Annotated in this window: 16 protein-coding genes; 5 read left to right on the top strand and 11 right to left on the bottom strand. The window is 61.7% G+C overall.

What is annotated here, in order from left to right; all coding sequences use genetic code 11:
- Nucleotides 1–133: 133 nt before the first annotated feature.
- The 6 genes from AB4N42_RS00570 to AB4N42_RS00545 are packed head-to-tail and all read right to left on the bottom strand — an operon-like array spanning nt 134 to nt 4,357.
- Nucleotides 134–1,813, bottom strand: a complete 1,680-nt coding sequence (locus AB4N42_RS00570; protein WP_460115724.1) for an AMP-binding protein — start codon at nt 1,811–1,813, stop codon at nt 134–136.
- Nucleotides 1,810–2,355 carry a COG4648 family protein gene (locus AB4N42_RS00565; RefSeq protein WP_407684305.1) on the bottom strand — a complete coding sequence of 182 codons (546 nt, stop codon included), beginning with the start codon at nt 2,353–2,355 and terminating at the stop codon, nt 1,810–1,812. Before AB4N42_RS00565 ends, AB4N42_RS00570 begins: the two co-directional genes overlap by 4 nt.
- Nucleotides 2,352–2,606, bottom strand: a complete 255-nt coding sequence (locus AB4N42_RS00560; RefSeq protein ID WP_264427453.1) for an acyl carrier protein — start codon at nt 2,604–2,606, stop codon at nt 2,352–2,354. The genes AB4N42_RS00565 and AB4N42_RS00560 overlap by 4 nt, the downstream gene beginning before the upstream one ends.
- A gap of 8 nt (nt 2,607–2,614) precedes the next feature.
- Nucleotides 2,615–2,872, bottom strand: a complete 258-nt coding sequence (locus AB4N42_RS00555) for a phosphopantetheine-binding protein (protein ID WP_030140950.1) — start codon at nt 2,870–2,872, stop codon at nt 2,615–2,617.
- Nucleotides 2,853–3,662 carry a lysophospholipid acyltransferase family protein gene (locus tag AB4N42_RS00550; RefSeq protein ID WP_334598703.1) on the bottom strand — a complete coding sequence of 270 codons (810 nt, stop codon included), beginning with the start codon at nt 3,660–3,662 and terminating at the stop codon, nt 2,853–2,855. The genes AB4N42_RS00555 and AB4N42_RS00550 overlap by 20 nt, the downstream gene beginning before the upstream one ends.
- A complete protein-coding gene (locus tag AB4N42_RS00545) occupies nt 3,638–4,357 on the bottom strand; it encodes a beta-ketoacyl synthase chain length factor (protein ID WP_323155253.1) in 720 nt (239 codons plus the stop codon). The genes AB4N42_RS00550 and AB4N42_RS00545 overlap by 25 nt, the downstream gene beginning before the upstream one ends.
- Before the next feature lie 357 nt (nt 4,358–4,714).
- On the opposite strand from AB4N42_RS00545, the gene AB4N42_RS00540 reads away from it, so the two are divergent.
- Complete coding sequence (locus tag AB4N42_RS00540; RefSeq protein WP_323155252.1) at nt 4,715–5,485, top strand: ParA family protein; 771 nt, start codon at nt 4,715–4,717, stop codon at nt 5,483–5,485.
- A gap of 121 nt (nt 5,486–5,606) precedes the next feature.
- Here the strand turns inward: AB4N42_RS00540 and trxC are convergent, their stop codons facing one another.
- Nucleotides 5,607–6,029, bottom strand: a complete 423-nt coding sequence (gene trxC, locus AB4N42_RS00535) for a thioredoxin TrxC (protein WP_460115722.1) — start codon at nt 6,027–6,029, stop codon at nt 5,607–5,609.
- A 174-nt stretch (nt 6,030–6,203) separates the two neighbouring features.
- Nucleotides 6,204–6,830 (bottom strand): isochorismate family cysteine hydrolase YcaC, encoded by a 627-nt coding sequence (ycaC, locus tag AB4N42_RS00530; RefSeq protein ID WP_030140945.1) that lies wholly within the window; start codon nt 6,828–6,830, stop codon nt 6,204–6,206.
- A 202-nt stretch (nt 6,831–7,032) separates the two neighbouring features.
- Between ycaC and AB4N42_RS00525 the strand changes: the two genes are divergently transcribed.
- From AB4N42_RS00525 to AB4N42_RS00510, 4 genes are all read left to right on the top strand, one after another.
- Nucleotides 7,033–7,941, top strand: coding sequence for a LysR substrate-binding domain-containing protein (locus AB4N42_RS00525; protein WP_198797428.1), 909 nt, complete (start codon nt 7,033–7,035; stop codon nt 7,939–7,941).
- 103 nt (nt 7,942–8,044) lie between these two features.
- Nucleotides 8,045–8,314 (top strand): hypothetical protein, encoded by a 270-nt coding sequence (locus AB4N42_RS00520; protein ID WP_460115720.1) that lies wholly within the window; start codon nt 8,045–8,047, stop codon nt 8,312–8,314.
- Nucleotides 8,315–8,480: 166 nt separating this feature from the next.
- Nucleotides 8,481–8,777: a type II toxin-antitoxin system HigB family toxin gene (locus tag AB4N42_RS00515; RefSeq protein WP_460115719.1), complete on the top strand. Its 297-nt coding sequence runs from the start codon at nt 8,481–8,483 to the stop codon at nt 8,775–8,777.
- Nucleotides 8,774–9,175: a helix-turn-helix domain-containing protein gene (locus tag AB4N42_RS00510; protein ID WP_030140941.1), complete on the top strand. Its 402-nt coding sequence runs from the start codon at nt 8,774–8,776 to the stop codon at nt 9,173–9,175. Before AB4N42_RS00515 ends, AB4N42_RS00510 begins: the two co-directional genes overlap by 4 nt.
- 50 nt (nt 9,176–9,225) lie before the next feature.
- Here the strand turns inward: AB4N42_RS00510 and selO are convergent, their stop codons facing one another.
- The 3 genes from selO to AB4N42_RS00495 are packed head-to-tail and all read right to left on the bottom strand — an operon-like array spanning nt 9,226 to nt 15,867.
- Nucleotides 9,226–10,689, bottom strand: a complete 1,464-nt coding sequence (selO, locus tag AB4N42_RS00505) for a protein adenylyltransferase SelO (protein WP_460115717.1) — start codon at nt 10,687–10,689, stop codon at nt 9,226–9,228.
- A 37-nt stretch (nt 10,690–10,726) separates the two neighbouring features.
- Entirely contained in the window at nt 10,727–14,089 is a 3,363-nt protein-coding gene (gene mscK / locus AB4N42_RS00500; RefSeq protein ID WP_460115716.1) for a mechanosensitive channel MscK, read from the bottom strand.
- Nucleotides 14,090–14,124: 35 nt separating this feature from the next.
- A complete protein-coding gene (locus AB4N42_RS00495) occupies nt 14,125–15,867 on the bottom strand; it encodes a potassium/proton antiporter (protein ID WP_030140938.1) in 1,743 nt (580 codons plus the stop codon).
- Nucleotides 15,868–16,058 lie beyond the last annotated feature (191 nt).

The raw sequence follows: 16,058 nt of genomic DNA, 5'->3' as shown, positions 1-16,058 counted from the left end.
CCTGTGGCGAGGGGATTTATCCCCGCTCGAGTGCGAAGCGCTCGCCATCAGTCTGTGTCGTTGCGACGAATTTGGGGTTGCTGCGCAACCCAGCGGGGATAAATCCCCTCGCCACAGGGGCACAGCGGTGTGGTTAGTCATCGGCTACCCCCAACACAATCCGCCCACTCGAACAGGCCGCCGTGTCATTGCGATAGGCGAAATACAACTTGCCGCGCTCACGGTCGAAGCGCAGGTGCAGTTGGATTTCATCGCCGGGTCGCACCAATTGCTGGAACTTGAGCACTTCCATGCCGACGAAGCGTGGCGGCAGGTTCATGAGTTGGCGACCCAGGTTCATGGCCCAGTCCACTTGCACCACGCCGGGCAAGACCGGCGCCGTGGGAAAGTGACCGCTGAAATATGCAAGGTCGGGCGGCACCGTCAGGCGCAGGTTCCATTCGCCGTCGGTTTCAATCTGTTCAAGCACCTCGGGGGTTTTCGGACGCGGCCCCATCAGCACGGCTTCGACTTCAGCCTGGGGCAGCTTGCCTTGTGCGTTCAACGGCAGTTGCCGCAGCCAGCGCCAGCGTCGGGGCAGGGCCAAGGTTTCACAATGCCCGCTCAGGTGTTGGCGCAGGGATTGGGTCACGGCCCGCCGACCCAGATTGCGCAAGGCGAGCAAGCCGGCTTCGCTGAGCACCAGCAGGGCACCGAGGGAGGCACGATTCTCCTGCACGACGCCTAGCCGGGCTTCGCTGACCCAGTCGTGGGCCGTCAGCGCCTGTTCCAGCATCGGCAGTGAGATGCGTTTCTCTTCAAGCTTGACGATGCGATCCAAGCGACCGAGCAATTCAAAACGCCCGTCTGCGCCGATCCGCACCGCGTCGGCGGTATGTTCCACATGACCGGCCGGCAGATAAGGCGAGGCAATCAGCAAGGCGCCGTCACTGTCCTGGCTCAGCTCGACGTCGGCGAAGGGTTGCCACAAGTCGCCGCCCTGGCGCCAGGCGATGCCACCGGTTTCCGAGCTGCCGAAAATTTCCGTCGGCCATTGTCCCAGGCGCTGTTCGAGGCTCTGCGCCGCCTCGGCAGGCAAGGCGCCGCCGGAGGAAAAGACCCGGCGCACACTGCTCAGGGCCGGCCAGTCGAGATTGTCACCCATGCGCTTGAGCAACGCGGGGCTGGCGACCCAGGCGAACGCCGGGTGCTCGCGACTGGCGCGCTGCATGTCTTCCGGGAAGGGCAGCTGACGACGAACAAAAGGGCGTCCGGCGCACAGCGGCCAGAGGACCCGGAACAACAACCCGTAGATGTGTTGGGCGGCGACGCTGCCGATCACGCAGGCCGGACCGAGGTCCGCACCCCATAGCCGTTCCAGTGCCTGGACTTCGTTGCTCAACTGACGCAGGGTTTTCTCGATGCGCTTGGGCTCGCCACTGGAGCCGGAAGTGCACAGGCTCAGCCAGCAGTGATCAAGGTCCAGCTCGGCCGCTTCCAGCGGAGCCTGCCGGAGGTCACCTGCTTGGGTGTCGCCGGGCAGGTCGGTCAGCCACAGATCGACGTCAGCCGACCAGCGCTGGCGCGTCTGCGCCTGCAGGTCGGCGGGCAGCAGCACGCGCACCCCGGCGCGCCAGGCAGCGAGCAGCGCGGTCGCCAGGTCGGCGGCATCTTCGAGGTGCACCGCAATATGCCGCACGCCTCGGGCCCGCAGGCCGGCGGCCAGGCACAGCGCGTCATCGCGCAGTTGTGCGTGATTCAACGCCGGTTCCACGGCTACAGCGCGGTCCGGCAGGGCCTCGAGCAACATCTGCTCAAGTGTCATCCAATTCATGGGCGGCCTCTTACCCGTTGTCGTATGAGCCATTCAATGGCAAACATCAGCCCCATCAATCCGTAGGAAATCAGGCCGGTGTACAACATCCACCAGCTCAGCGGCGCCCAGAGGGTCAGGGCGGCAGCGAGCAAACCGTTACACAGGAAAAACACACACCAGGCCACCGTGACCTGGCGGGTATACACCACTGCCTTGGCCGGCAACTGCGGTTCGCGCAGGCGGGCCAGGCGTTCGACCATCGGTGGGCCATATTTCAGGCTCAGGGTGAACAGGCCAAGCATGAACGTGCTGATCAACACCGGGTACCAGCGCAGCAGGAGCGGGCTGTCGAACACTGCAAGCAATACGCAGAAGATGATCGCCGTGACCGCCATCCAACGACTGCCGGTCCCGCCCTTGCCGAGCAATGCCCGGGCCAGCCACAGGCAGCCCAATAGCAGCCCGAATTGCCATGGCGCGAAGTGCTCCATGCCGAAATACACTGCAAAAGGGTACAACAGGCCCGCGAGCAGCAGGCCAAGGCCAATCAGCCGGCTCATGCGGCCGGTTGGACCAGTCGATAGACCGCCTCGACCACGTCGTTGACCGTGCGCACCGACTTGAATTCTTCGGCGGCGATTTTCTTGCCGGTCTGGCGCTTGATGTGGTCGATCAGGTCCACCGCATCAATGCTGTCGATTTCCAGGTCCTGGTACAGGTTCGATTCCAGCGTCACACGCTCAGGGTCCAGTTCGAAGAGCTCGACCAGGGCATTGCGCAGGGTGTTGAAGATATCGTCACGAGTTTGCATGGTCGGTCTCAGGCGCTTTTTGCAGTGACGAAGGCCGCAAGGCTTGCCACGTTGCTGAAATGGTTACGGGTGTCCTTGGCGTCGGCATCGATCTTGATGCCATATTTCTTCTGGATCGCCAGGCCAAGCTCCAGGGCATCCACCGAGTCCAGGCCAAGGCCTTCGCCGAACAGGGTCTGATCGTCGCCGATGTCGTCGATACCGATGTCCTCCAGGCCGAGGGCGTCGATGATCAGCTGTTTGATGTCACGGTGCAGATCGCTCATCTTCGGCGAGCTCCTTGATGAAATAGTGATGCAGAAAATCGTTGAGCCGGCGTGACGCCTGCGGTGCAGGGCCCAGCGCGGCGAAAGCCTGTGGGTCTATATCGGCCCCAACGTGAAAACTGAAGTGCACGCGGCGATGGGGGATGCGATACCACGGTTCGGCCTTGGTCAGCGTGGTGGGGCTGACCTTGATCGTGACCGGTGTGAGGACCTTGGCCCCTCGCAGGGCGATGGCCGCGGCGCCTCGATGAAAGGCTGGCGCGTGGCCTGGCTGGGTGCGCGTGCCCTCCGGAAAGACAATCAGGCATTGGCCGTCCCGCAGGGCGTCGCTGGCGGCGTCGAGCATGTCCATGCTGCCGTCGTTGCTGATGTATTGGGTCGAGCGCAGCGGGCCACGGGTGAACGGGTTGTCCCACAGGCTTTGCTTGACCACGCAGTTGGCGTCGCGAACCAGCCCGATCAGGAAGACCACGTCGATCAACGAGGGATGGTTGGCGATGATCATTTGCCCCGGGCGGCCGAGTTTCCCTGCGCCGTCGATCTGATAGGTGAGCACACCGGTACGGGCCATGAACCGGATAAAGAACCAGAACAGGCGTCCAACCGTGCGGCGAGCCCGCTGGCGACGAGTCTGTGGATCGGCGGGCAACGCATTGAGCAGGGGAAACACCAGCAACCGCAGGCACAGCCCGCCCAACCCGAAGAGGGCGAAGCTTGCAGCGGTCGCGAACAGGCGCCAGTAGTAGGCGTCGCGATGTTTACCGGTCACCGGTTGCGTTGCCAGGTCCATAGACGATTCTTCCAGGCATGTTGGCAGGTGGTGTCGTTGCTCAGCAGCGTACGCAATAGATCCAGGGCGTGGGGCCAGTCGCTGCCGGCCATTGGTGCTGGTGCGCTGGACAGGTCCAGTTGCCAGTCGTCACCGCAAGTCAGCAACAGTCCCACCGCATAGGGAAACGGTACGTCGTCGACCCAGGGGGCATAGACCTGGGGTGGTTGTTCTTCGGTGATGACCAGCAGCACCGCTGGCGCACCTTCATTCAATAGCGCGACGGCTTCCAGCATGCCGTGCTCCAGGCCGTCACCCGTGGCTGCCAGGGCGGTCATCTCGCTGGTTTCGCCGCGCATGATCGACCACAGGCCAATGACTGCGTTGTGCACCGACAAACTGAATTGGGTCGGGGACAAGGGCTGGTCGGCGGCCAGGTCCTTGAGAATCTCAAAAGTGCGCGGGGTTTCGCCGTGACGGGAAATAAAGACCAACGGTAGGTCCGGTCGCCCCTCGGCCAGTGGCCAGGCGACACTGAAGGCCATGCGCGCCAGGCGGCTCAGGCGGCGGCGCTGCATGGCGGGCAGGAACGACACGTCAGGGGCCGCGTCGCTGGCGGCCAGCGTGACCGGTTGTCGGCTCCATGCCTGCCAATCGTCCACGCTTTCGAGCCCAGGGGCCCATGCGCGCCATTGGGCGATATTGAAATTGATCACAAACTCATCCCACCCCTGCGGGCTTTTATTGTCACGGTTCAGTGGTTTGACCCGCGTCCAACCCTGCATGGCCTTGCGACCCAAGTGGCGCGCATTATCCCGGTGCGGTTGGCTTGTAGCAAATACTGGTTACATTTTGTCCGGGTCAATCCGTCGGTTGGTCGGGCCCGGCTCCGGCACGCACATTGTTGCGATTGTGACGATTGTGTCTGTCAGTTCCTTCCGGCAATCGCTGGGGTAATTGACGCTTGGTTGTCTGAAAAAGCCACCAATGCGGTAATCCATCCGTGTGCAAGGTAGCGAAGCGGTGTCTTGGGCAACTACACTCGGTCATCTTTGATACACGGAGGTTTTGACATGCGGCGTGTGGTGTTCAATCAGAAGGGTGGCGTGGGCAAGTCCAGCATCGCCTGCAATCTGGCGGCCGTGAGCGCCAGCGAGGGTTATCGCACGCTATTGATCGACCTGGACGCCCAGGCCAATTCCACTCAATACCTGACCGGCCTGACGGGCGACGACATTCCCATGGGCATCGCCGACTTTTTCAAGCAGACCCTCTCATCGGGGCCCTTTTCGAAAAAGAACAAGGTCGATATCTACGAAACGCCTTTCGACAACCTGCACGTCATCACCGCCACGGCGGAGCTGACGGACCTGCAGCCCAAGCTCGAGGCGAAACACAAGATCAACAAGCTGCGCAAGCTGCTCGAAGAGCTGGACGAGGATTACGACCGGATTTACCTGGATACGCCGCCGGCTTTGAATTTCTATGCGGTTTCAGCGTTGATCGCCGCTGATCGCGTATTGATTCCCTTCGACTGCGACAGTTTTTCGCGCCAGGCGCTGTATGGCCTGATGGCGGAAATCGAGGAACTCAAGGACGACCATAACGAAGCGCTGGAAGTCGAAGGCATTGTCGTCAACCAGTTCCAGGCCCGCGCCAGCCTGCCGCAACAGATTCTCGATGAGCTGATCGCCGAAGGCCTGCCGGTGTTGCCGGTGTACCTGAGCAGTTCGGTGCGCATGCGTGAATCGCACCAGGCCAGCCTGCCACTGATCCACCTGGACCCGCGGCATAAACTGACCCAGCAGTTCGTGGAGTTGCATAGCCTGCTGGAAAGCGCCTGACTGATCATGCAAATCCCATGTGGGAGCGGGCTTGCTCGCGAATGCGGTGTTTCAGGCACATAAATGTCGACTGACACGCCGCATTCGCGAGCAAGCCCGCTCCCACGCTTATCCCATGGCTTCAAATCCCCTGGCTGCGCAGCCAACTCATCAACTGCGGCAACGGAAACGCCCCGCTCTGGCGCGCAACCTCCCGGCCATCCTTGAACAGAATCAAGCTGGGAATCGAACGGATCCCCAGCTGCGCCGACAACTGCTGATTGGCCTCGCTGTCGAGCTTGGCCAGCCGGCATTTGCCCGCCAACTGCGCGGCGGCCTGTTCGAACACCGGCGCGAAGGATTTGCACGGCCCGCACCAGTCCGCCCAGACGTCCACCAGCAACGGCAGGTCGCCCTTGATCTGGCTGGCGTAGTCGCCTTGCTTGAGGTCGAAGGGTGTGTTCAACAGCAATTGCGCCTTGCAGCGACCGCACTTGGGCTGGTCGCCGAGGCGTTCGGCGGGGATGCGGTTGAGTCCGTTGCAGTGGGGGCAGGGGATCAGCATCGGGTCAGTCTCCACGGAAAATCATTAGGCATGGATTGAACACTATATAGAAGCCGCCACAAAACCTTGTGGGAGCGAGCTTGCTCGCGATGGCGGTGTGTCAGCCAATATTGCATCGACTGTCAGGGCGCTATCGCGAGCAAGCTCGCTCCCACAGGGGTATTGGTTTGCTGATTATTTGCCGTTGGTCAGCGTGTTGTAGCTGGTCATCAAGTTGCGGTAGTCCGGGATGTGGTTGGAGAACAGGGTCGCCAGGCCTTCCACGTCGTTGCGCCAGTCGCGGTGCAGTTCGCAGGCCAGGCCGAACCAGGTCATCAGCTGTGCCCCCGACGAGGACATGCGGTCCCAGGCCGATTGACGGGTCAGTTCGTTGAACGTGCCGGAGGCATCGGTGACCACGAATACTTCGAAACCTTCGGCCAGGGCCGACAGGGCCGGGAAGGCGACGCAGACTTCAGTCACCACACCCGCGATGATCAGTTGTTTCTTGCCGGTGGCCTTGATTGCCTTGACGAAGTCTTCGTTGTCCCAAGCGTTGATCTGACCAGGGCGAGCGATGTACGGAGCGTCCGGGAACAAGGTCTTGAGTTCTGGCATCAGCGGGCCGTTGGGGCCGGTTTCGAAGCTGGTGGTGAGGATGGTTGGCAGTTGGAAGTATTTTGCCAAGTCAGCCAGCGCCAGCACGTTGTTCTTGAAACGGTCCGGGTCAATGTCGCGTACCAGCGACAGCAGGCCAGCCTGGTGATCGACCAGCAGAACGGCGGCGTTATCTTTGTCGAGACGGTTGTAGGAAGTAGTCATGGCGTAGCCCTCATTAAGTTTTGGTTGCCGAAGGTTTCGGCGTGGTTAAGGTTTTTAATGCCGGTGCAGCGATTGATCGGTGACTCATCTGGCCGAAGCGCCGGTTTCAATCCGTGTTGCGTTTCGATGTGTGTAGATTAAAACTGGCACCTTTGATGCGCTAGACTGCGAAAATCAGCCTTAGCGTTCTATTTGGAGAACGATCATCGAAGATCTCAACACGCTGTACTACTTCACCCAGGTGGTTGAGCACCGTGGATTCGCTGCGGCCGGTCGGGCGCTGGACATGCCAAAATCCAAGCTGAGCCGGCGTATTGCTCTGTTGGAGGAGCGGCTGGGGGTGCGTTTGCTTCATCGCACCAGCCGCCATTGCACGTTGACCGAGATCGGCCAGGCCTATTACCAGCGTTGCCTGGCGATGCGGGTCGAGGCCGAGAGCGCCGCCGAAGTGATCGAGCGCAACCGCTCCGAACCCCAGGGGCTGGTGCGCATCAGCTGTCCGACAGCGCTGCTCAACAGCTGGGTCGGGCCGATGCTGACTCGCTACATGCTCAAATATCCGCGGGTGGAGCTGTTCATCGAGAGCACCAACCGCCGGGTCGACCTGATCCATGAAGGTTTCGATATCGCCCTGCGGGTGCGCTTTCCGCCGCTGGAAAACACCGACATGGTCATGAAAGTGCTGAGCAACAGCACTCAATGCCTGGTGGGCAGCCCGGCATTTGTGCAGCATCTGTCTTCACCGGCGTCCCCGGCGGACCTCAACGGCTTGCCGAGCGTGCATTGGGGCGGTGCGCAGCGGGAATACCAGTGGGAATTGTTCGGCCCGGACGGCGCCCGCGCATTGATCCGCCATGAGCCGCGCATGGTCACTGATGACCTGTTGGCCCTGCGGCATGCCGTGCTGGCGGGTATTGGCGTCGCCCATTTGCCCAGCGTGGTGGTGCGCGAGGACATTGCTGCCGGACGGCTGGTGGAGCTGGTACCGGGCTGGACGCCGAAGTGCGGGATCGTTCATGCGATCTTTGCTTCACGGCGCGGGTTGCTGCCGTCGGTGCGCACGCTGATTGATTTCCTGGCCGAGGAATTCAGTCACAGCGATATGGCGTAGGGCGCTGGGCGTTGCCTTCTCCGGGTTGCCATTCATCAGGTGCGCCGCACTGTAGGCGCGCGGCGCCCTCAAAAGTCATACCTGTTCACAACCAGGAGGTCCCATGAGCAACCCTCAAGACCCAACCACCCCCCAGGCACTGGACAACCCCAATGACGACGGCTTTGTCCTCGGCACCGCCGGCCGCGACGAAGACCCCAACGCCGCCCCGGCCTATGCCACCGACAGTCGCCATGATCGCGATGAATTGACCCCGGAAGACGCCCGCGGCATGCCCGGTTATCCCGAGGAAAAACCACCGGCGGAGCCGGCTGGCGAAGAAGCGGAATCAGGGATCGAGACGCCCGAACAGGGGAATGATAAGGCGGGGTAAGCACATGGCTCATACCTGCTCACATTTCTTCCAAGGGGCTGGAGCTTTCGGCGACTAGGCTGAAATTCTGCAAATCAACCCGTCTATCTGACTGGCGCTATCGCAATTTGCGATGCGCCAGTTTTGTGTTTAACTCCCCTATAGCAAAATGCGATAAGGATGTTGCATGCATCTGATCACTGAGAAGCGCATTTGGGAGGCCAAGGAGAAATGGCCGCATTCTGCCAATGCGCTGGATCAATGGTATCGGCTGATCAAGCGCAACAGCCCGGCGGATTACGCGGCGATGAAATCCATATTTCCGGCAACTGATAAGGTCGGTCCGCTACACGTGTTTGACATCGGAGGAAGCAAGTTGCGGCTGATAGCGGTGATTCGATATCGACCCCAACGCCTCTATATCAAATGCGTGCTCGACCATCGGGAATACGATAGAGGCAAATGGAAGGAGGAGAAGGGATGAGTGCACTGATTGAACAAGTCGCCGCTCATTGGGAGTTTGTGTCGCCCCTGTTGCGCAAGCCCAGGGACGAAGACGATTACGACCGCTTGGTCGGAGCGCTCGATGAACTGTTGGAATTGGTTGGCGAAGATGAAGCCCATCCACTGATGAGCCTGGTTGACATCATCGGTGAATGGATCGAGGCCTGGGACCATCAACACCGGCCGATGCCCAAGGCAACTGGCGTTGAAACCCTTCGTTATCTGATGCGTGAGCACGGTTTGAGCCAGAGCGATTTGCCGGGTATAGGCGCCCAGTCGGTGGTGTCGGAGATATTGAGTGGCAAACGCCAGCTGAATTTAAGGCAGATTCGCTGGTTGTCGGAGCGCTTTGGCGTATCGGTTGAGACCTTTATTTGAAAGCTTGGCGCACTCACTGTGGCAAGGGGGCAAGCTCCCTCGCCACAGGGTTACGACGAGCAACTGATCTCCAGATGCTTGCCCCATTCCGGCGGCCGCTCGGCGTAGCTGTCCATCCCCGGTTGTTCTTCAAACGGGTTGCTCAGCACGCTGTGCAGGCGGCGGACTTCTTCGTAGTCGCCTGACTCGGCGGCGTCGATGGCTTTTTGTGCCAGGTAATTGCGCAGCACGTACAGCGGATTGACCGCATGCATGCGAGCGCGGCGCTGGTCTTGATCAACGGGGCCTTCCAGGTTGACCCGGGCGACATACAACTCGGCCCAGGCATCGAAACCCTTCAGGTCGACGAAGTCATCGCGCAAGGTGGCGACGGCTTGCTCCGGCGATTGCTCGCCCAAGCGGCGGAAGAACAGGCTGTAGTCGACGCCGCTGTTCTGCATCAGTTGCAGCAGGCGTTCCACCAGTTTCTGGTCCTCCTCTTCGGCGACGGTCAGGCCGAGGCGGCGGCGCATCAGGTCCAGGTAATGGGCCTGGTACAGCGGCAAGTACAAACCGAGCGTCTCGCGCAGGGCTTCGACACTGATGAAAGGCGTCAGGGCCTGGGCCAGGGCGCTGAGGTTCCACTGGCCGATGGGCACTTGGTTGCTGAACGAGTAGCGGCCCTGGTCATCGGAGTGGTTGCAGATGAAGTTGGCGTCGAAATCGTCGAGGAAGGCGAACGGTCCGAAGTCGAAGGTGATGCCCAGGATCGACATGTTGTCGGTGTTCATCACGCCGTGGCAGAAACCGTAGGCCTGCCACTTGGCAATCAGCTCGGCGTTGCGCTCGACGATCTCACGGTACATCGCCAGGTACGGTTCCGGCTGCTCCCGGCATTCGGCGAAGTGCAGGTTCAGTACATGCTCGGCCAGGGTGGCCTGCAGCTCCGGCTTCTTGGTGTAGTAGAAATATTCGAAATGCCCGAAGCGCACATGGCTCGGCGCCAGGCGCAGCACCATGGCGGCGCGCTCCTGCTTTTCTCGCCACACCGGGGTGTCCGAGCCGATCACGCACAACGCACGCGTCGTAGGAATCCCCAGCGCGTGCAGGGCTTCGGAGGCGAGGAATTCGCGGATCGAGGAGCGCAGCACCGCGCGTCCGTCGCCCATTCGGGAAAACGGCGTCTGGCCGGCGCCCTTGAGGTGCAGGTCCCAGTGCTCGCCGGCCTCGTTGTACACCTCGCCCAGCAGCAACCCGCGGCCATCGCCCAGTTGCGGGTTGTAGTGACCGAATTGATGCCCCGAATACACCATCGCCCGCGGCTCGGTTTCGGCCCAGAGCTTATGGCCGCCGAAGATCTCTGCGAACAGCGGTGTCTCGGCTTCTGCCGGCTCCAGGTCCAGCAACGCCATGGCCGCCGGGCTGGCAACCACCAGGCGCGGGTTGTCGATGGGCTCGGGCAGCACGTGGGCCGAGAAACCGTCGCCCAGGCGGGCGAAACGGTTATCGAAAGTCAGCGTTTCCAGCGTTTTCATGGCCGTCTCCGGCGGGACGCCCGCAGGCTCCCCGTTATCAGTCGAGCGCATCCTGTGGCGGCTCGGGCACCGGCTTGATGCTGGCGACCGCCGAAGGCACGGGTGTGATGGTCTTTTTCTCGGGCTCGGCAGGCACCAGTTTGTATTCCTGGCCTTGCAGATTCTTCAGATAGATTTCCATCTGCCGGAAGGAGATGTTGATGTGCTCCTTCTTGAATTCCCGATTGATGAAACGGTTGATTTCGTCCAGCACCGGGTTGCGGTCACCAAGGTCGCGCACATGCATGCGCAGCTCATGGTCCAGCGTGCTTTCACCGAAGTTCAGGAAGTACACGATCGGCTCCGGCTCCTTCAAGACGCGCGGATTGTCACGCGCGGCCTTGAGCAGCAGCTCGCGGACCCGGTCCAGGTCCGATCCGTAGTCCACGCCGAGTTTCAAGGTGACCCGGGTGACGGTGTCGGTGAGCGACCAGTTGATCAGCTGCCCGGTGATGAACGTCTTGTTCGGGACGATGATGTCCTTGCGGTCGAAGTCGGTGATGGTCGTCGCACGGATGCGGATCTTGCTCACCGTGCCCGATAGGTTGCCGATGGTGATGGTGTCGCCGATACGCACCGGACGCTCGAACAGGATCATGATGCCGGAGATGAAATTCGCGAAAATCTCCTGCATGCCGAAGCCCAGGCCCACCGACAGCGCGGCCACCAGCCATTGCAACTTGTCCCAGCTCACGCCGAGGGTGGACAGCGTGGTGACGAAACCGACGCCGGCGATCACGTAGGACAGCAGCGTGGTGGTTGCGTAGGCGCTGCCCTGGGCCAGGTTCAGCTTCGACAGCACGAACACTTCCAGCAGGCCCGGCAGGTTGCGCGCCAGGGCGAAGGTGATGCCGATGATGATCAGCGCGCCGAGCATGTCGCCGATGCTGATGGGCACCATGCTCATGTTGACGCCGGTGCCGCTGGTGTATTCGTAGAGGGTGATGTTGTCCAGGTACGAGAACACACTGATCAGGTCCGACCAGACCCAGTACAGCGCGGCCATGAAGCCGCCCAGCAAGGCAAGGCGGATCAGGCGCAGGGATTGCTCGTTGACCTTTTCGATGTCCAGGGTCGGCTCCTCGACCACCGCTTCGCCATCGCCGGCCTCCTTGGCCGCCTGGCGCTTGGCCAGGGCGCGCTGGTAGGCCAGGCGCCGCGCCGCAACCGAGAGACCGCGCACGAAGGTGGCCTCGATCACCAGCCAGAACATCAGCAAGTACAGCGTGTTGATCAAGCGATCACTGAGTTTCAGCGCGGTGTAGTAATAGCCGAAGCAGACGGCGACGAACAACGCGATCGGCAACGCGGTGAACAGCACGCCGACGGCCTTGCGGAACAGCGAGGTGTTCTGGTGCGTCGGGCTGCTGAGCAGCAGTCGGCTGAGCAGCCAAGCCATCGAGGCGTAGCAGGTCAGCACCACCGGCATGCCGAGCACGTCATCGGCCAGGGCCGAGGGCTGCAATTCCGCCACGGCCACCACGGCCACCAAGGCCAGGACCACCAGCCCGAGCCGACGGATCCAGACCTGGAGGAATTCGACCTGGGGTTTTTCCCAGCGGAAATGCAGTTCCGCCACGCCGCCCGGGGAGAGGATTCGATAGGCGGTGTAGAACACCAGCCAAGCCTGCCCGATCTGCAGCAGGGCCGCGCCGAGGTTGGTGTTCTGGCCGCGGGCGTCGATCTGCAAGGCGTAGCCGCACAAAGCCAGCGCCAGCGCCACCGGCATCGCCAACAAGATGTTGATCAGGATCGCCTGGGGCGTGTGCCACTGGCTGTCGCGCTTGAAGTGGCCGACATCCTGGTGGACTTTGTTTAGGCGCGCATACAGATTCTTGCGCCGCCACAGCAGCACGCCGATCAGCAGCACCAGGGGCAGGAACAGCAAGGGCCGCTGGGTCAGGCCATCGGCCAGTTCACTCAGGCTCGAGGCCCAGGGCAGCGAGTCGACCTGTTTTTCCAGGCGAGCCGGCACGCCGCGCATCCATTCGAAATCAAGTGGTTTGTTGCTGGGGATCCAGAACATCTGTTCTTCAAGGGTGGCCCGCAGGCTCTGGGCAGTGCTGAGTAATTGTTTCTGGTTGAGCTGCAACGTGATGGATTCGTTGAGCACCGCGCTCAATTCGCGGTTCAGGCGGTCCAGCAGGTCGACCCGGGTCAGGGCCAGTTCAAGCAAGGCCTTGCGCAGTTGCGGAGTGGCTTGCTCGGACGGTTGGGACGCCAGCAGGCTGTCGACGTAAGCCCCAGGGTTGTTCAGCAGCTCCCGTTGCTGGCTGACTTCGAACTGGTACAGGCGAATGTCGGCGATCTGGTCGGCCAGGTTCTGGTCGAGCTTCAGGCGCGGCAAGGTCTGGCGCTGTTTGTAGAGAATCTTGGAGAGCAGCAGGCTGCCCTTGAGCACGCTGATCTGCTCGTCCAGCGCGGCATCGGTCTGGGTGACGCTGTCCAGCAATTGCTTGGTCTGCAGGTTCTGCTGGGTCACTTCGTTGAGCCGATCGGTGCTTTTGAGCAGGTAGTCGGAGAGTTTCAGGTTGTTTGTGCTTTCGGTCGCCAGCAGGCTGCTGCCGCCGGCCTTCTGCGCTTCGATGGATTGCTGCGTCACCGTCTCCTGGGACTGGGCCAGGCGTTTCTGGTTGATCAGGTTTTGCAGGTCCTGGATTTCCTGCTCCATGCGATCGATCTTTTCGCTCAGCAGGTCGTGCTGGCTGTTGCCCAGGTCTTGCAGCTGGCTGTTGCCGGCCAGTTCCTGGCGACGCAAGGGGATCAGCGCGTTGAGTGCCGCCAGCTCGGCGTTGAGTTGGTCGCGCTGCTCGGCGCTCAAGGCTTTGCCTGCATCCCTGCCGCTCTTGAGGGTGGCGTTGATCTGCTGGATTCGGGTCTGGCTGCTGGCGATTTCCGCCTGGGCGCGCTCGGGACGGGTCTGGGCGGTGATGACCAGGCTGTTGGCATCGGCCAGGGCTTTTTGCAGGTCGCTCTGCTGGGTGGAGCGCTCCGTCAGCATCTGTTCGAGCTGGGGAATCGGCAGGTTGGCGTAGCGCTGCGCCACCGGCACCGCATTAGAGCTCTTGAGCCGTGCCAGCTCGCGCTGGTTCTCGATGTTCTGCTTGGGTGCGCTGGCCAACTGTTGCTTGAGGGCAACCAGTTTCTGTTCGTAGTCAGCTTTGTTGCTGAGCTGGGCCAGGGTGTTCTGCAAGACGGCCTGCAGGGCCTTCTGGTCGGCCTCTGGCAATTTGCGATCGGCGATCTTGTCCAGGCTCGCCTGGACCGAAGCGCTGGTGGGCGGTTCAGCGGCGTGCACCGTGCAGATGGAAAGACTCAAGCCCAGCAGGGCGACGGCAAGAAAGGAGCGCAGGGTAGGCATAGAGACCGGTCAAGCAAGTGAGAATGGAGAGCAGTTTAGAGGAACAAGCCGGGACCCGGGCGACTTCCTTCGGGGAATCTGACGCCCACTTTGCCGATCTTGTTCCCGTCCATGACCGCGACGGTCCACAGGGTGTTGTTCCAGTCCACCTGGTCGCCGACTACTGGCGCACCGCCCACTTTCTGGGCAATGAAACGGCCCAGGGTCATGTCCGGATCGATGCCGTCCAGCTTCAACCCGTAGAGGGCTGCGACCGCGGCCAACTGGGCGTCTCCTTCGAGCACGAAGTCGCCGAAGAAGCGCAAATCCAGACCTCGTTGCGGTGCCTGGCTGAACAGTTTTCCAAGGGCTGGCAAGTCGTGTTCATGGCCGATAACACACAGCAAATCATCGACTTCCAACACCGTACTACCCGACGGATGGAGCAACTGCTGACCACGAAACAGGGCCGCGATGCGCGTTCCGTCGGGCATTTTCAGGTCGCGCAAAGGTGAACCGATGCACCATTTCTCGGCACCGAGGCGATAAATGAACAGTTCCCACTCGCTGGTGACATGGACTTCCAGCGCCGCCCGGGAAATCGGCAAGGGTTCCGGCGGGACGGTCACATGCAACAGCTTGGCGACCCACGGCAGGCTCGTCCCCTGCACCAGCAGCGAGACCAGCACGATAAAGAAGGCCAGGTTGAAATAAAGCTGCGCGTGGGGCAAACCGGCCATCAGCGGGAACACCGCAAGAATGATCGGCACCGCGCCACGCAGGCCGACCCAGGAAATGAAGGCTTTTTCACGACCGTGGAACGCCTTGAACGGCAACAGACCGACCATGACCGACAGCGGGCGAGCGAACAGGATCATCCACAAGGCCAGGCCGAGGGCGGGCAGGGCGATGGGCAGCAGGTCATGGGGCGTGACCAGCAGGCCCAGGACCAGGAACATGCCGATCTGCGCCAGCCAGGCCATGCCATCGAGCATGTGAAGGATGCCGTGGCGGCTGCGCACCGGGCGATTGCCCAGCACTAGGCCGCAGAGGTACACCGCCAGGAAGCCACTGCCGTGCAGGGCGTTGGTCAGGGCGAACACGGCCAGGCCGCCGCTGATGACCAGGATCGGGTAGAGGCCGTTGGCCAGGTTGATACGGTTGACCAACTGCAACATCAACCAACCGCCGCCCAGGCCGAGCAGCGCACCGATACCGAACTCGCGCACCAGATGCCCGAGCAGGCTCCAATGCAGGCCGGTTTCCCCGCTGGCAAGCATGCCGATCAGCGTCACGGTCAGGAACACCGCCATGGGGTCGTTGCTGCCGGACTCGATTTCCAGCGTGGCGCTGACCCGCTCGTTCAAGCCTTTGCCGCCGAGCAGCGAGAACACCGCCGCGGCGTCGGTGGAGCCGACAATCGCGCCGATCAGCAAGCCCTGGATCAAGTTGAGGTTGAACAGCCACGCCGCCGCCATGCCGGTCAGCCCCGTGGTGATCAAAACACCCACCGTCGCCAGCGACAACGCCGGCCACAACGCCACGCGAAAACTCGAGACCCGCGTGCGCAAGCCACCGTCCAGCAGGATGACCGCCAGTGCCAGGTTGCCGACCAGATAGGCCGTTGCGTAGTTGTCGAAAAGAATACCGGCGCCGTCGACACCGGCGACCATACCCACGGCCAGGATGATCACCAGGATCGGGATGCCCAGGCGGGACGAAAGAGAACTCACCAGGATGCTCGCACCCACCAGCAACGCGCCGATCAAGAACAGGCTGTTGATGGTCGTCGCGGTCAAAGGCAGTACTCCGGGAATCAAGGGACAGGCACAAACTGACCATGCAGTCTGCGTGCCAGCGATTCTAACCTGTTGAAATGTGATGCTGTCAAAAAAGGTTTGGGGCTAGGGGGGCTGGGCACAGCCTTGTGGCGAGGGGATTTATCCCCGCTGGGCTGCGAAGCAGCCCCACTGCTGTACTGCCATGCAGT

This window comes from Pseudomonas sp. H2_D02 (genome assembly GCF_054677635.1).
This window is presented reverse-complemented; position numbering and strand designations above follow the sequence as displayed.

Bases quoted from the DNA above. Each gene is read 5' to 3' on its own strand.
- AB4N42_RS00510 (WP_030140941.1), top strand. From the start codon at position 8,774: ATGAGTGCACTGATTGAACAAGTCGCCGCTCATTGGGAGTTTGTGTCG.
- AB4N42_RS00515 (WP_460115719.1), top strand. From the start codon at position 8,481: ATGCATCTGATCACTGAGAAGCGCATTTGGGAGGCCAAGGAGAAATGG.
- AB4N42_RS00560 (WP_264427453.1), bottom strand. From the start codon at position 2,606: ATGCAAACTCGTGACGATATCTTCAACACCCTGCGCAATGCCCTGGTC.
- AB4N42_RS00520 (WP_460115720.1), top strand. From the start codon at position 8,045: ATGAGCAACCCTCAAGACCCAACCACCCCCCAGGCACTGGACAACCCC.
- AB4N42_RS00550 (WP_334598703.1), bottom strand. From the start codon at position 3,662: ATGGACCTGGCAACGCAACCGGTGACCGGTAAACATCGCGACGCCTAC.
- AB4N42_RS00555 (WP_030140950.1), bottom strand. From the start codon at position 2,872: ATGAGCGATCTGCACCGTGACATCAAACAGCTGATCATCGACGCCCTC.
- trxC (WP_460115722.1), bottom strand. From the start codon at position 6,029: ATGCTGATCCCCTGCCCCCACTGCAACGGACTCAACCGCATCCCCGCC.
- AB4N42_RS00565 (WP_407684305.1), bottom strand. From the start codon at position 2,355: ATGAGCCGGCTGATTGGCCTTGGCCTGCTGCTCGCGGGCCTGTTGTAC.
- AB4N42_RS00540 (WP_323155252.1), top strand. From the start codon at position 4,715: ATGCGGCGTGTGGTGTTCAATCAGAAGGGTGGCGTGGGCAAGTCCAGC.
- mscK (WP_460115716.1), bottom strand. From the start codon at position 14,089: ATGCCTACCCTGCGCTCCTTTCTTGCCGTCGCCCTGCTGGGCTTGAGT.
- selO (WP_460115717.1), bottom strand. From the start codon at position 10,689: ATGAAAACGCTGGAAACGCTGACTTTCGATAACCGTTTCGCCCGCCTG.
- AB4N42_RS00570 (WP_460115724.1), bottom strand. From the start codon at position 1,813: ATGAATTGGATGACACTTGAGCAGATGTTGCTCGAGGCCCTGCCGGAC.
- ycaC (WP_030140945.1), bottom strand. From the start codon at position 6,830: ATGACTACTTCCTACAACCGTCTCGACAAAGATAACGCCGCCGTTCTG.